The sequence below is a fragment of the Rhodococcus sp. BS-15 genome (assembly GCF_000813105.1).
Taxonomy (GTDB): Bacteria; Actinomycetota; Actinomycetes; order Mycobacteriales; family Mycobacteriaceae; genus Rhodococcoides.
This window is the reverse complement of record NZ_BAOX01000113.1, coordinates 1-13,704: the sequence shown is the minus strand read 5'-3', so window position 1 is coordinate 13,704 and position 13,704 is coordinate 1. Positions and strand designations below refer to the sequence as shown.

The window sequence follows — 13,704 nt, the reverse complement described above, 5'->3', positions numbered from 1 at the left end:
ACCAACACCAGCGCCGCACCGAACCCGCGCAGCCACGCCACCGCGGCCGGATCGACGGTGTCGAACAAGAACACACCGATCGCTGCACCGACGTACATGCACAGCGCGCCGATCACGAACAGCGACGGAATACCCAGCTTCGATGCGCCGGAGAGCGAGGTAGAAGTCGAAGCCACACCGGCGACCCTACTGCCGCGACTCGCACCGAACACGATCAGCTCTCAGCGAACACTGTCGACGACGTTCCTGCTCGTGAGCCATGTTTCGTGTTAGTGACAACACAAAGAAACGCGCTCGGGAACAACGCATGACCGCCATACGTCTGACAGAGTGAACGGACCGCGCCATACCGACGCGGCGGACCGGCCCCAGGCGAACGGGACAACCCGCAAGCCAGTACGGAGGAGTCATGCCCGGAACATTGACCAGCCCACAATTGACAGCAGCGGACCGGTGCGACCGGTGCGGTGCAGGGGCTCGCGCGCGTGTCGTGCTCTCGACCGGTGGAGAACTTCTCTTCTGCGGTCACCACGCCACCGAGCACGAAGCCCGTTTGCGTGAAGTGAACGCAACGGTGATGACCGAATCGGACTCCACGGTGTAACCCACCTTTTGCGTCGGGGGAAACAGGTTCGCCACGATCGACGAACACAACGAAGAAGACGGACGGCCACCAGACCGTCCGTCTTTTTCGTGCCCTGATCTGCCAGGGATCTCTACATCTTGCGCAACTGCGCGATTCGCTCGCCCAACTGATCGGCCGACGCCATCGCCGTCGGCGGGCCACCGCAGATACGTCGCAGATCGCCGTGAATCACTCCGTGCGGCTTCCCGGTGCGGTGGTGGTACACCGCGACCAAACTGTTCAGTTCACGCCGTAGACCGGCCAACTGGCCCGCACTGGTGGCCCTGTCGTTGACGACTGCGGGTGCCGGAACCGCGGGCCCGGCAGCCGGCTTGTCGATCTGTTCCTGCTGGCGCTGGCGCAGCAGGTCGCGCATCTGCGTCGCGTCGAGCAGACCGGGCAGACCGAGATAGTCCGCTTCCTCGTCGCTACCCGAGAACGTCGCGGTACCGAACGAGGAACCGTCGTAGATCACCTGGTCCAGTTCCGCATCCGCACCCAGCGAGGTGTACGCCTTCTCCTCCTCGCCCAGTTCGTCCTTCTGCTTGTTGGCGTCGGCCAGCAACTCGTCGTCGAAGCCGTCCTTCTCGCGGTGCGGCTTGCCGAGGATGTGATCGCGTTGCGCCTCGAGCTGCGACGCGAGATCGAGCAGCACCGGCACCGACGGCAGGAAGACGCTCGCCGTCTCACCCTTGCGCCGAGACCGCACGAAGCGGCCGATCGCCTGCGCGAAGTACAGCGGGGTCGACGCGCTCGTCGCGTAGACACCGACGGCCAGACGCGGAACGTCGACGCCCTCGGACACCATGCGGACGGCAACCATCCACCGCTGGTCGCTCTTACCGAACTCGGCGATACGAGCCGAGGACGTGGGGTCGTCCGAGAGCACGATCGCCGGTGTCTCCCCCGTGATCACTTCGATCAGCTTCGCGTAGGCCCGCGCCACCGTCTGATCGGTTGCGATCACCAGACCGCCGGCATCGGGCATGCCGCCTGCGCGCAGTTGTGCGAGCCGCGTGTTCGCAGCCAACAGCACCGCGGGCATCCAGTCGCCCTGCGGATCCAGAGCGGTGCGCCATGCCCTCGCGGTCTGTTCGGCATTGAGCGGCTCACCCAGGCGTGCGGTGTATTCCTCGCCGGCGCTGTCCCGCCAGCGCGCTTCACCGGAGTACGCGAGGAACACGACCGGACGGACCACGCCGTCCGCAAGAGCATCGGAGTAGCCGTACGCGTGATCGGCCTTGGACCGCATCAACCCGTCCTGATCCGGTTCGTAGTTGACGAACGGAATCGGACTGTCGTCGCTGCGGAACGGCGTACCGGTCAGTGCGAGACGTCGGGTGGCGTCTCCGAACGCCTCGCGAATTCCCTCACCCCAGCTCTTGGCGTCGCCGCCGTGGTGAATCTCGTCGAGAATTACGAGGGTCTTGCGTGATTCGGTGCGCACTCGATGCTTGAACGGGTGCGAGGCGATCTGCGCATACGTCACGACCACGCCGTGGTAGTCGCTCGAGGTCTGACCGGTCGAGTTCGAGAAGCGCGAGTCCAATGCGATGCCGACCCTGGCGGCCGACTCCGCCCACTGGTGCTTGAGGTGTTCGGTGGGCGCAACGACGGTGACCTGATCGACGGTCCGATGCGCGAGCAGTTCTGCGGCCACCCGGAGGGCGAAGGTCGTCTTACCTGCGCCGGGCGTCGCGACCGCGAGGAAGTCCTTGGGCGAGGCGACAAGATACTTCGTCAGCGCCCGTCGCTGCCACGCGCGCAGCGGTGCTCCCCCACTCGCGGGAGCGGCAGTCTGCTCGGTGGACGGTGGTGTGGGATCGAACATGTCAGCGCTCACTGGCCGCCGGTTCCTGGCATCGATGTAAATTCCTCGCGCTCTCGGTAGCCCTGCAGTGTCCGCCGAGGAGCCTATCGCTCCGCACCGACCGATCCCGCATCGCTGGGGTGAGTCGGATACGACACGGCGAGTCGGCTGTTAGGCGAAGTCGCCTTTCGTCAGGAATGCTGGAGGAACCATGAGCGAGTCTGCAGGCGGAACTCCACCACCGGAACGGTTGTCTGCGAGAAGGCCGCTACACGCAGTATGGAAAGTGACACTGCGCACTCTGAGCAAAGCGTGGGAAGACTCGATCTTCAGCAAGGCAGCAACGGCCGCGTTCTGGCAGACGCTGTCGCTGCCACCACTGTTGCTCGGCGTGCTGGGCAGTCTGGGACTCGTCGGCGGATGGTTCGGACCCAACACCGTCGAGATCATCGAGTCCAAGATCATCACGTTCAGCAACACCCTCTTCAGCGGCAGCGTCGTGGACCAGATCATCGCTCCGACGGTCAAGGACGTCCTCGCCCAGGGCAGCGGCGAGATCGTGTCCGTGGGCTTTCTGCTCTCGTTGTGGGCCGGGTCGTCTGCGATCTCGACGTTCGTCGACTCCATCGTCGAAGCGCACGGGCAGGCCGACGCGCGACATCCCGTCTGGCAGAGGTTCTTCGCGCTGCTTCTCTACGTGGGTTTCCTGGTGATCGCGGTCTTCGTGCTTCCGCTCGTCGCCCTCGGACCGGTGTACGTGCAGCAAATTCTGCCGGATTCGTGGATCACCGTGGGCAGCGAGGTCATCGACTTCTTCTACTACCCGGCCGTCGGCCTGTTGCTGATCATCGGTTTGACCACGCTGTACAAGGTGGCCCTGCACACTTCGCTGCCGTGGCATCGTCTCCTCGGCGGAGCCTGCTGGCCGGGGTGTTCTTCATGATCGCAAGCGCGGTACTGCGCCGGTACCTCGGCTGGGTGACGAGCACCGGGTACACCTACGGCGCGCTGGCGACGCCCATCGCGTTTCTGCTGTTCACGTTCTTCCTCGGCTTCGCCATCGTTCTCGGCGCCGAGTTCAACGCGACGATCCAGGAGTTCTCACCCGCACGGGCGACGCGAATGGACCAGATGCGCGAGTGGATCGCGGCGCAGGCCGCTACCGACGACAAGCCGTCGGGACCGGTGACCGCTGTCGCCCGACGGCTGGCCACGGGGCCGATCAAACTGTCCGGCGACCGAGCACGTTCGGATCGTCCGGAGCCGACCCCGGACCGACACCCGGGAGACGGTGGTCAGTCGCCCTTCTTCAAGCCTTCGTAGACCTTCTTGCAGTCCGGGCACACCGGCGATCCGGGCTTCGCGGACTTGGTGACGGGAAACACCTCACCGCACAGCGCGACGACGTGCGTACCCATCACCGCGCTCTCGGCGATCTTGTTCTTCTTCACGTAGTGGAAGAACTTCGGCCTGTCGTCCTCGGTGGTTTCGTCCGGTGCGATGTCGGGACGGTCCTTCGTCTGAGTGCTCATGAACACAGATTAATCCGTTCAGGCCGTGCATCCACAGCAAGGGGTAACCGGTTCCACAGCTCGTCGTATGCATTCTGTGAGCAGTAGTGCCACAGTGGAGGTATGACGAGAACCCCAGGGTTCGACGGAAGCGCGTACAGCGACTCGCCGGATGGGCCCGTCCTTATCACCGAGGCGCAAAAGTCGGTCGAAGAGCAGCACAAAGCTCGCGTCCGCAAATACATGTTCATCATGTCGTTCCGCATCCCGGCGTTGGTGTTGGCTGCCATCGCGTACGGGATGTGGATGAATCCGTGGATCTCCATGGCGATAGTCGGAGCGTCCATTCCACTGCCGTGGATGGCGGTGCTGATCGCCAACGATCGGCCGCCCCGCACCAAGGACGAGATGAGCCGATACGACTACCGGACCGTGGACAGGCCGCAACTGGAATCGAGCAACCACCGGGTGATCGAACCGGGCGACGACTGACGCAGCGGCCATCGCCGATGCGACACTTGCGTCGTGACTGCACCGAATTCCACATCCCCGCTCGTCGTCGCCTGCTCCGATCTTCGTGAGGCCTTCGAGCGGGCGGGGTACGACGCCGACGGAGTACTGACGCTGCTCGGCTACGACGCCCACGCTGCCCTCGGTCGCAGCGAGCCGGTGCCGGTACGCAACGCCAGCCGGGACGGTGGTGCGCTGGGCGTTCTGGTGCGCCTGTTCCTGCTCGTCGACGACTGCCCCGAGTCCGACGTCGCCGACGCCATCGCACCACTGGCGGTTGCCGACGCCGTCGCAGCCGGGATTCTCACCCGCTCCGGATCGACAGTGCGGACACTGCTCGACATTCGCCCGCTCGACGCCGGACATGGAACTCGGTGGATCGTCTCGGATCCGGACGGCAGCATGCGCGCCGCCGAGACCGCTCCCGACCACGTACTCGGAGTCGGGCAGGCCTCCTTGTCGCTGCTGCGCGGAACGCCCACGTCCCCGGCGACAAGCGTTCTCGACGTCGGTACCGGCTGCGGAGTCCAGGCCGTACACGCCTGCGGCTACGCGGAACAGGTGACCGCGACCGACATCAGTCCGCGATCGATGGACCTCGCAGCCGCGACGATGGCGCTCAACGGCCTCGACGTCGAGCTGCTGCACGGTTCGTGGTTCGAGCCCGTCGCCGGGCGTCGATTCGATCGCATAGTCGCCAACCCGCCGTTCGTCGTCGGCCGCGCAGAAGTGCAGCACTCGTACCGCGATTCCGGCCTCGACCTCGACGGAGCGAGCGCTCTGATGATCGGCCGAGCCCCGGAACACCTGACGCTCGGCGGTACCGCGGCCATCCTGGCGTCATGGGTGCACGTCCGCGGCGAGGACTGGCGTGCACGGGTGGCGTCGTGGCTGCCCGCTCACGGAATCGACGCCTGGGTCGTCGAGCGTGACGTCGCCGATCCCGCGCTCTACGTGGGCACCTGGATGCGTGACGGCGGACTCGATCCCCGCGATCCCGACGCGGCCGCGGTGGCACAGTCCTGGCTCGACCACTTCGCCGCCGCCGATGTCGAGGGAATCGGCTTCGGGTTCGTCTATCTCCGCCGAACGGATGCGCCGACCGATCTGCTTGCTGAGGAGCTCACGCACGGCTTCTCCGACCCGCTGGGCAACGAATCGATCGAGTACTTCGCGCGGCTGGACTGGCTGCGGGAGCACGACATCCTCGACTCGGTACTCACTCTCGACCCGAACACCGCACTCGAACGCGTCTACCTTCCGGTGAGGAGGGCTGGGCTCCGGTGGCGGTGCGGGTCCATCGCGGGAACGGACCGCAGTGGCAGCACGACGTCGACGAACTCGGTGCGGCTCTGCTCGCAGGCCTTCGACCCGATGGCCTACCGGTCGGCGAACTGGTGGAGTTGCTCGCTGCTGCGCACGACGAGGACGCCGAGGAACTGTCAGTGCATGCGGTGACGATGATGCAGGGGCTCGTCCGGCACGGCCTGGTTCTGCCGGCTCGATGAGTGCACGACACCGCCCCGGGAGAGCGACCGTTCCCGGCGGCTTCACTTCTCAGCAACTTCTCAGGACGAACATGACGTAATCCCTGGTCACACGGGTATCTACAGGATCGGCGTGGGAACTTATCGGAGTCTCCCGAGCGTTGAACCCTGTGAGACACCACCGACCAGGAGGCAAGTCATGACCAGCCCCAGCACCACGATTCGTCCGCGGCCCACCGATGCCGATCTGGACGCCCAGAGCCCAGCAGCCGATCTCGTTCGCGTGTACCTCAACGGCATCGGCCGCACCGCGTTGCTGACGGCTGCCGAAGAAGTCGATCTGGCCAAGCGGATCGAGCTGGTCTCTACGCGAAGCAGGTTCTCGAGAACACGAAGCGACTGAGCGCAGTCAAGAAGCGCAACCTCGCCATCATCGTTCGTGACGGCAGTGCTGCACGCAGCCACCTGCTCGAAGCGAACCTTCGCCTGGTCGTGTCTCTCGCCAAGCGCTACACCGGCCGCGGTATGCCCCTGCTCGACCTGATCCAGGAGGGCAACCTCGGGCTCATCCGCGCGATGGAGAAGTTCGACTACGCCAAGGGCTTCAAGTTCTCGACGTACGCGACGTGGTGGATTCGTCAGGCCATCACCCGCGGTATGGCAGATCAGAGCCGCACGATCCGGCTGCCCGTCCACCTGGTCGAACAGGTCAACAAGCTGGCCAGGATCAAGCGTGAGCTGCATCAGCAGCTCGGCCGCGAGGCAACGGACGAAGAGCTGTCGAGCGAATCGGGTATTGCGGTGGAGAAGATCGCGGATCTGCTCGACCACAGCCGCGACCCGGTCAGCCTGGACATGCCGGTCGGCAGCGACGAGGAAGCACCTCTCGGCGACTTCATCGAGGATTCCGAGGCGACGTCCGCCGAGAACGCCGTCATCGCCGGACTGCTGCACAGCGACGTCCGTGTCGTTCTCGGCACTCTCGACGAACGGGAGCAGCAGGTCATTCGACTCCGCTACGGCCTGGACGACGGACAGCCCCGCACCCTCGATCAGATCGGCAAGCTCTTCGGTCTCTCCCGTGAGCGTGTCCGTCAGATCGAGCGCGAGGTGATGGTCAAGCTTCGGCAGGGCGACCGCGCCGAGAAGCTGCGGTCGTACGCCAGCTGAGCACAGCCCCGACCGGGTGGAGCGACGGTGACCATCCCCGTTCGCGCCGCCTCACGCGGTAGCCGAGCCGACGTTCTCTCCCCCTCGGGACGTCGACTCGGCTGCCGCTTTTTCGTGGCCCGTACGTTCAGCGCAGGCGGCGCGGTCCCAGATCGGCTTTGGTGGGCTCGGGCCCGATGCGCACCCGGCGTCGGTGATCTGTGCGCCGTCGGCGGACGCCAGAACCGGCTCACACGAGATCTCGCGAATGTCGGCGATGTCTTCTGCCAGCGCAGAGATTCGCTGAACGAGGTCGATCAGGGCTTTCTTGTTGACGGGCACCGCATTGCGATATCCGGACAGCAGCGGAGCCGCCTTCGGTGCGTCGATCAGTTGCGCGGCCTCGTCCTCGGTCAGTGGCAGCACCCGATAGGCACGATCGCCCAACAGATCCGAGATCACCCCGGCCAGACCGAACGAGATGAGTGATCCGAAAGACGGGTCGTCCTGTACGCGTACGACGCAGCCGATTCCCTTGACCGCCATGCGCTGGACGTGCAGCAGCGGCTCGCCGGAGGCCGCCGCCAAGTTCCGATACGCCACCCGCACCGCGGAGGCGTCGGCCATGTCCAGGCGCACTCCACCGAGATCCGGCCGGTGTCGCCACCGCTCCCCGGTCGCCTTGACCGCCACCGGGTATCCCAGTTCGTCTGCTGCCGCGACGGCCTCGTCCTCGTCGGTCACGGTCCGAAAGGCCACGACGTCGAGGCCGTAGCAGCTCAGCAGTTCTGCGGTCTCGAAATCCGAGAGCCAGCGTCCGTGACTGCCCGCCGACCGCCATCCCTCGACCAGCTGCTTGGCACGTTCGGAGTCGATGCTCTTGGGACGGACGAGATTCGACACCGGCCGCGAACGCCACGACGAGTACCGCCACGCAGCAGCCAACGCCGCAACGGCCCGCTCCGGACTCGAGTACGACGGCACCGAACCACGCACGGGGTGTCCACTCGGTCCGCGGACGGCAAGGACGTCCGGAATGCCCTCGGTGGCGAGGAACGTCGACAGCACGGGCTTGTCGGATCCACGGACGGCGTTGCCGAGCGCGGCCGCGAACGGTTCGACCTCGACCGCGACCGGTGGAACGAACACGACGATGACGGCGTCGATGTCGGATGCGGCCAATGCCGACGACACGGCCGCGGCGAACTCCTCGGGGCCCGCCTGCGGACCGACATCGGTCGGATTGCTCGCGTGCAGGCCCTTGGCTCGCGCAGCGTCAACTGCCAGCACACCCAGAGCCGTCGAATTTCCCACCACGGCAACCCTCGGGCCGACCGGAAGAGGCTGATTTCCGAACAGGACGGCGCAGTCGAACAGTTCGGAGATGGTGTCGACCTGGATGACTCCAGCCTGCGCGAACAGTGCGCGCACGATCGAGTCGTCGATGTCGGCACCGATTGCGTGTGCGGGCGGCACGGCCCCGCGGCCGCTCTTGACCGCGATGATGGGCTTGCTGCGCGCCACCCGTCGGGCAATCCTGGTGAACTTTCTGGGATTACCGAAGCTCTCGAGGTACAGCAGAATCACCTCGGTGGCCGGGTCCGAATCCCAGTACTGCAGTAGGTCGTTTCCGGACACATCGGCGCGGTTTCCGGCCGAGACGAACGTCGACAGTCCCAGCCTGCGGTTGGCGGCCTCGTCCAGAATCGCGATGCCGAGGGCACCGGACTGACAGAAGAACCCCACGTTGCCCGGAGTGGGCAGATGCGGAGCCAGAGTGGCGTTCAGGCCGAACTCGGGATCGGTGTTCGCCACACCGAGCGCGTTGGGCCCGATCAACCGCATTCCGTGCGCCCTCGCGGCGAGCACCAGCCTGCGCTCGCTCTCCTGGCCCGCGGGTCCGGTCTCGCCGAATCCACCCGAGACCACCAGCAACGCTTTGACGCCCTTGTCGAGGCAGTCGTCGAGTACGGCGTCGATCGCATCGGCCGGTACCGCTGCTATCGCCAGATCGACCGGATCGGGGATGTCGTGCACCGTGGCGTAGGCGCGGACCCCGCGGACCGAACGATGGTCGGCGTTGACGGGATAGACGGGGCCGGTGAAGTTGCCCGCCAGGAGATTCGCGAGAACGGCGTTGCCCACTTTCGAGCTGTCGGTCGATGCTCCGATCACGGCCACCGATCGTGGGCTGAGCACGTTGCGCACACTGCGGGCCTCGGCGGCTCGCTCACGCGAATTGCGCACAGAGAGCAGAGCTTCGCTCGGGTCGATGGCGAACTCCAGTCGCAGCACTCCCCCCTCGAAGGACCTGCTGACCTGATAACCCGCTTCACGGAAGACGGTGACCATGTTCCGGTTCTCGGCGAGCACCTCGGCGACGAACATGTTCACCCCGTTCTCGGCGGCCGCTCCCGCGAGGTGTTCGAGCAGGATCGGACCCAGCCCGCGGCCCTGATGCGCGTCGGCGACGACGAAGGCCACCTCGGCGGAATTACCGTCGCCTCGGGCAGTCGTTCGTATCGGCCGACCGCGATGATGTCGTCACCGAGCACTGCGACGAACGCCACCCGGTCGTGGTGATCGACCGTGGTGAAGTTGAGCACGTCACGCTGGGGCATCGTGGGGTAGGGACCGAAATATCGCAGGTATCTCGTCCGCTCGGACAGCCGGCCGTGGAACGCGACGATGCGCTCGGAGTCCGACGGGACGATGGGTCGTAGGTGCACCACACCGCCGTCGGAGGTCAGGACATCGGCAACCCAGTGCCGCGGAAACGATGTCTCCGCTCTCTCTCGGGCCAGGTCCTTGTCGCTCGGCTCCGACGCCGCAACGGCAGGCTCCTCGGCCGAGGAGCTGTCGGTCGGATCAGTCACGCGGGTCCTCCGGATCGAGTCCGAGCAGTGGAAACACTGCTCGACGGGTGGCGATGATCGCCGAGTCGACGCGTTCGAGCGCCCTGTCGGTGCCGTCGGTACCAGCGAGAGATCCACCGGGTCCGTCCCAGGCGGGGTAGTCGACGTCTCCCCCGTCACCCATGGTCTGCGGCAGGTCGACACTCGGTGCCATGGTCCGTACCCGCTCGCGCCACGTGTCCGGCAGCGCCGACATCGGGTCGATGTCGCGCCCGAGCGCGGCAGCGATGAGGTGCGTCCAGGACCGTGGAACGACGCGCACCAAGCCGTACCCGCCACCGCCGACGGCCAACCACCGACCTTCGGAATGCTTGTCCGCCAGATCACGCATGGCCAGGAATGCCGCGTTCTGGCCGTCGACGGTCAGGGCGAGATCTGCGAGGGGATCTTCGCGGTGGCTGTCGACACCGCATTGACTGACGATGATCTGGGGCTTGAACGCGCCGATCGCTCCCGGCACGATCGCGTGGAACGCTCGCAGCCACAACCGGTCCGCGGTGCCGGGCAGCAACGGAACGTTGATCGAGGTTCCCTCACCGCGTTCGGTTCCCACCTCGGTCGACCATCCGGTGTTCGGCCACAGCGTCGCCGGATGTTGGTGCAGCGAGACGGTGAGCACTCTCGGGTCACCGAGAAAAGCCGCTTGAACGCCGTCCCCGTGGTGAGCGTCGACGTCGATGTAGGCGATTCGGTCGAACCCGTTGTCCAGCAACCAGGAAATGGCGATAGCGGCGTCGTTGTAGACGCAGAAGCCCGAGGCCCAGTCGGCCATCGCGTGGTGCATGCCGCCACCGATGCTCACCGCGCGTCGAGCACGACCCGACGCGATTTCGCGGGCGGCGGCCAGCGAGCCACCGGCGAGCATGGCGCTCGCCTCGTGCATCTGCGGAAACACCGGGTTGTCGTCGGAACCGAGTCCGTGGACGACGTCGTCGGGATCGCGCAGGGCCGGGCCCTGCGACGGTGCCTGTTTGACGGCCTCGATGTACGCGCTGGTGTGAAACCGGAGCAGTTCGGAATCCGGTGCAGCGGACGGCTCGACCAATTCGACGCCCTCGAGCAGGCCGATGTCGGTGGCGAGCGCCATCGTCAGATCGAGTCGAGTCGGGTTCATCGGGTGGTCGTCGCTCCACCGGTAGCCGAGGTAGTCCGCACTCCACACGACGATGTCCTCGGGGCGGTTCGGGATGGACGCGGCGGCGCGTGTCGCCTGATCAGACATATGGACAAAACTACGTTGTCGGGCGGGGTGGTGTTGCCGGGTTCCGGTGTTGTCCCGAGAGTCCCCTTGTGAGAAGCCATGGGAAACGACGTCCACAGTTGTGGTGCGCCGCGCCCGCTACGACTGGGTGCAGCGCCTATTTCGGGGCGCTGACGGTAGGATCGAGCCCGACGAAGGGGTTGAGTGTGAAGGATCTGGTCGACACCACGGAGATGTACCTCCGGACGATCTACGATTTGGAAGAAGAGGGCGTGATTCCGCTCCGCGCGCGAATCGCCGAACGGCTCGAACAAAGTGGTCCCACCGTCAGCCAAACCGTTGCTCGGATGGAGCGCGACGGGCTGTTGTCCGTCGCAGGCGATCGGCACCTCGAGCTGACCGAGAAGGGCCGCAGTCTGGCGGTTGCGGTCATGCGCAAGCACCGTTTGGCGGAGCGTCTGCTCGTGGACATCATCGGTCTGCGATGGGAAGACGTTCACGCCGAGGCGTGCCGTTGGGAGCACGTGATGAGCGAGGAGGTCGAGCGTCGTTTGGTCACCGTACTGAACAACCCGACGACCTCGCCGTACGGCAACCCGATCCCAGGGTTGGCCGAACTCGGTCTCGGCCAGTCGACTCTGGCACCGGAGGCTCTCATCCGCCTCACCGATGTCCCGGTCGGCCAGCCGACAGCAGTCGTGGTGCGTCGTCTCGCCGAGCACGTTCAGTCCGACCCCGAGGTGATCGCTCAGCTCCGCGAAGCGGGCGTGGTCCCCGATGCTCGCGTTACAGTCGAGGCCAAGCCCGGATCGATCACGATCACGGTGCCAGGACACAGTGGTGTCGACATATCCGAGGAAATGGCGCACGCCGTCCAGGTGAAGAAGGTCTGACCTCACACCGACGACGGCGTTCGACGTGTGTGAGGGAGAACGAACAGTGAAGCTTCTGGTTACCGGTGGTGCGGGGTACGTCGGCAGCGTCTGCGCGGCCGTGCTCGTCGAGCGCGGTCACGAGGTCGTGGTCGTGGACAACCTGTCCACCGGTAACCGGGATGCAGTGCCGGCGGTGCCACGTTCGTCGAAGGTGACATCAAGGACGTTGCCGCAGACGTGCTGATCGGCGGCGGTTTCGACGCCGTCCTGCACTTCGCCGCGCAATCTCTCGTGGGCGAGTCGGTGGTCTCGCCCGACAAGTACTGGAGCGGGAACGTCGTCACCTCGCTGGCGTTGTTCGATGCCATCCGAGCATCCGGCACCGCGAAGCTGGTGTTCTCCTCGACCGCCGCCACGTACGGCGAGCCCGAGAAGACTCCCATCACCGAGGATGCACCCACCCGCCCCACCAATCCCTACGGTGCCACCAAACTCGCGATCGATCACGCGATCACGTCGTATGCTGCGGCCTACGGCCTCGCCGCCACCAGTCTCCGATACTTCAACGTGGCCGGTGCCTACAACGGTTACGGCGAGAATCGCGTCGTCGAGACTCACCTGATTCCGCTCGTGCTTCAGGTCGCTCTCGGGCAGCGCGAGAAGATCTCGGTGTTCGGCACCGACTGGCCCACACCGGACGGAACGGCTGTTCGCGACTACATCCACGTCGCCGACCTCGCCGAGGCGCACATCCTCGCCGTCGACGCCGCACAACCGGGTGAGCACACCATCTACAACCTCGGCAGCGGCACCGGCTTCTCCGTACACGAGGTCATCTCGTCCTGCGAGCGCGTCACCGGCCTGCCCATCGCCGTCGAACATGCTCCCCGTCGTGTCGGTGATCCTGCTGTCCTGATCGCCTCGAGCGCACGTGCGGTCGAGGAGCTGAAATGGACGCCGGAGCTGACCGATCTCGATCGGATCGTGGCCGATGCGTGGACCTTCCTGCAGCAGCTCGGCGATCGGTCGCACGCAGCGCGCTGACCCGCGTCGCCGGTCGATCGTCGATGTGCCCGACTGCCGTCATCGTCGACCGAACGGGTCGCCGGGCAACCGAACTCCGCAGGCGCGCGCACATGCGAAGCCGCTCTCGGCCACTTCGCGAACGAGTTCGGGACCTGCGCCTGCGCTGAGCGATCTGTCCAGCAGTCGCGCCAGTGAGTGGGTCTCGTCGGCTTCCAGTGCAGCATCGATCGCGATACGGGCCATCGGCCCGTCTCCGCGCACGTACGCGCTGAAGGCCAGAAGTGTTGCGGCGATGGCGCGTTCGCCCTTCGGCAGGACGCGGCACATCCTCGCCCAGAACTCTTCGACGAATCCCGCGTCGTCGCCGAGGGTCAACGCCAGCAGTGCGTCACGCACCTGGACGTGGCCGATCGCGAGTGCGATCCGAGCGATGTCGGTCGGGTCCAATTCGGTGTCGTACGGTCCCCGCGCGACGTACGACAGCACCGACGTCAAGTCGTCGGTACGAGACCGGTCGCTGTCCCGTCGTCGGCGCGACATCTCGGCGGCCACGGCCCGCACGGTCGCGTCGGGGCCCGGCGCGATGGTCTCGGCA

Annotated in this window: 7 protein-coding genes and 5 pseudogenes; 7 read left to right on the top strand and 5 right to left on the bottom strand. The window is 65.9% G+C overall.

The window, feature by feature from the left end; genetic code table 11:
* Nucleotides 1-409 precede the first annotated feature (409 nt).
* Nucleotides 410-604, top strand: coding sequence for a hypothetical protein (locus RHBS_RS14390; RefSeq protein ID WP_027496884.1), 195 nt, complete (start codon nt 410-412; stop codon nt 602-604).
* Between the two features lie 112 nt (nt 605-716).
* Here RHBS_RS14390 and RHBS_RS14385 read toward each other — a convergent pair whose 3' ends face one another.
* Entirely contained in the window at nt 717-2,456 is a 1,740-nt protein-coding gene (locus tag RHBS_RS14385) for a DEAD/DEAH box helicase (protein ID WP_121870028.1), read from the bottom strand.
* Nucleotides 2,457-2,646: 190 nt separating this feature from the next.
* Here RHBS_RS14385 and RHBS_RS14380 point away from each other — a divergent pair.
* Nucleotides 2,647-3,758, top strand: a pseudogene (locus RHBS_RS14380) (YihY/virulence factor BrkB family protein).
* Here RHBS_RS14380 and RHBS_RS14375 read toward each other — a convergent pair.
* Nucleotides 3,731-3,967: a DUF3039 domain-containing protein gene (locus RHBS_RS14375; RefSeq protein WP_068050652.1), complete on the bottom strand. Its 237-nt coding sequence runs from the start codon at nt 3,965-3,967 to the stop codon at nt 3,731-3,733. The pseudogene RHBS_RS14380 and the gene RHBS_RS14375 overlap by 28 nt on opposite strands.
* A gap of 102 nt (nt 3,968-4,069) precedes the next feature.
* Between RHBS_RS14375 and RHBS_RS14370 the strand changes: the two genes are divergently transcribed.
* The 3 genes and pseudogenes from RHBS_RS14370 to RHBS_RS14360 all read left to right on the top strand — a co-directional run bounded on the left by RHBS_RS14370 (nt 4,070) and on the right by RHBS_RS14360 (nt 7,113).
* Entirely contained in the window at nt 4,070-4,438 is a 369-nt protein-coding gene (locus RHBS_RS14370) for a DUF3099 domain-containing protein (RefSeq protein ID WP_094615264.1), read from the top strand.
* Nucleotides 4,439-4,471: 33 nt separating this feature from the next.
* Nucleotides 4,472-5,964: pseudogene (locus RHBS_RS14365) on the top strand (methyltransferase).
* A gap of 178 nt (nt 5,965-6,142) precedes the next feature.
* A pseudogene (locus RHBS_RS14360) lies at nt 6,143-7,113 on the top strand (sigma-70 family RNA polymerase sigma factor).
* Nucleotides 7,114-7,240: 127 nt separating this feature from the next.
* Here RHBS_RS14360 and RHBS_RS14355 read toward each other — a convergent pair.
* Both RHBS_RS14355 and RHBS_RS14350 read right to left on the bottom strand, forming a co-directional pair.
* Nucleotides 7,241-9,896, bottom strand: a pseudogene (locus tag RHBS_RS14355) (GNAT family N-acetyltransferase).
* Between the two features lie 64 nt (nt 9,897-9,960).
* Nucleotides 9,961-11,229, bottom strand: coding sequence for an acetoin utilization protein AcuC (locus RHBS_RS14350; RefSeq protein ID WP_128645894.1), 1,269 nt, complete (start codon nt 11,227-11,229; stop codon nt 9,961-9,963).
* Nucleotides 11,230-11,414: 185 nt separating this feature from the next.
* Here RHBS_RS14350 and RHBS_RS14345 point away from each other — a divergent pair, with 185 nt between their 5' ends.
* Together RHBS_RS14345 and galE are read left to right on the top strand one after the other, a co-directional pair.
* Entirely contained in the window at nt 11,415-12,101 is a 687-nt protein-coding gene (locus tag RHBS_RS14345; protein ID WP_032397915.1) for a metal-dependent transcriptional regulator, read from the top strand.
* A 46-nt stretch (nt 12,102-12,147) separates the two neighbouring features.
* Nucleotides 12,148-13,127, top strand: a pseudogene (gene galE / locus RHBS_RS14340) (UDP-glucose 4-epimerase GalE).
* Nucleotides 13,128-13,166: 39 nt separating this feature from the next.
* On the opposite strand, the gene RHBS_RS14335 reads toward galE, so the two are convergent.
* On the bottom strand, nt 13,167-13,704 hold a 538-nt coding region (locus tag RHBS_RS14335), incomplete at its 5' end, for a DUF4192 domain-containing protein (RefSeq protein WP_128645893.1).

Bases quoted from the DNA above. Each gene is read 5' to 3' on its own strand.
- RHBS_RS14390 (WP_027496884.1), top strand. From the start codon at position 410: ATGCCCGGAACATTGACCAGCCCACAATTGACAGCAGCGGACCGGTGC.
- RHBS_RS14385 (WP_121870028.1), bottom strand. From the start codon at position 2,456: ATGTTCGATCCCACACCACCGTCCACCGAGCAGACTGCCGCTCCCGCG.
- RHBS_RS14375 (WP_068050652.1), bottom strand. From the start codon at position 3,967: ATGAGCACTCAGACGAAGGACCGTCCCGACATCGCACCGGACGAAACC.
- RHBS_RS14370 (WP_094615264.1), top strand. From the start codon at position 4,070: ATGACGAGAACCCCAGGGTTCGACGGAAGCGCGTACAGCGACTCGCCG.
- RHBS_RS14350 (WP_128645894.1), bottom strand. From the start codon at position 11,229: ATGTCTGATCAGGCGACACGCGCCGCCGCGTCCATCCCGAACCGCCCC.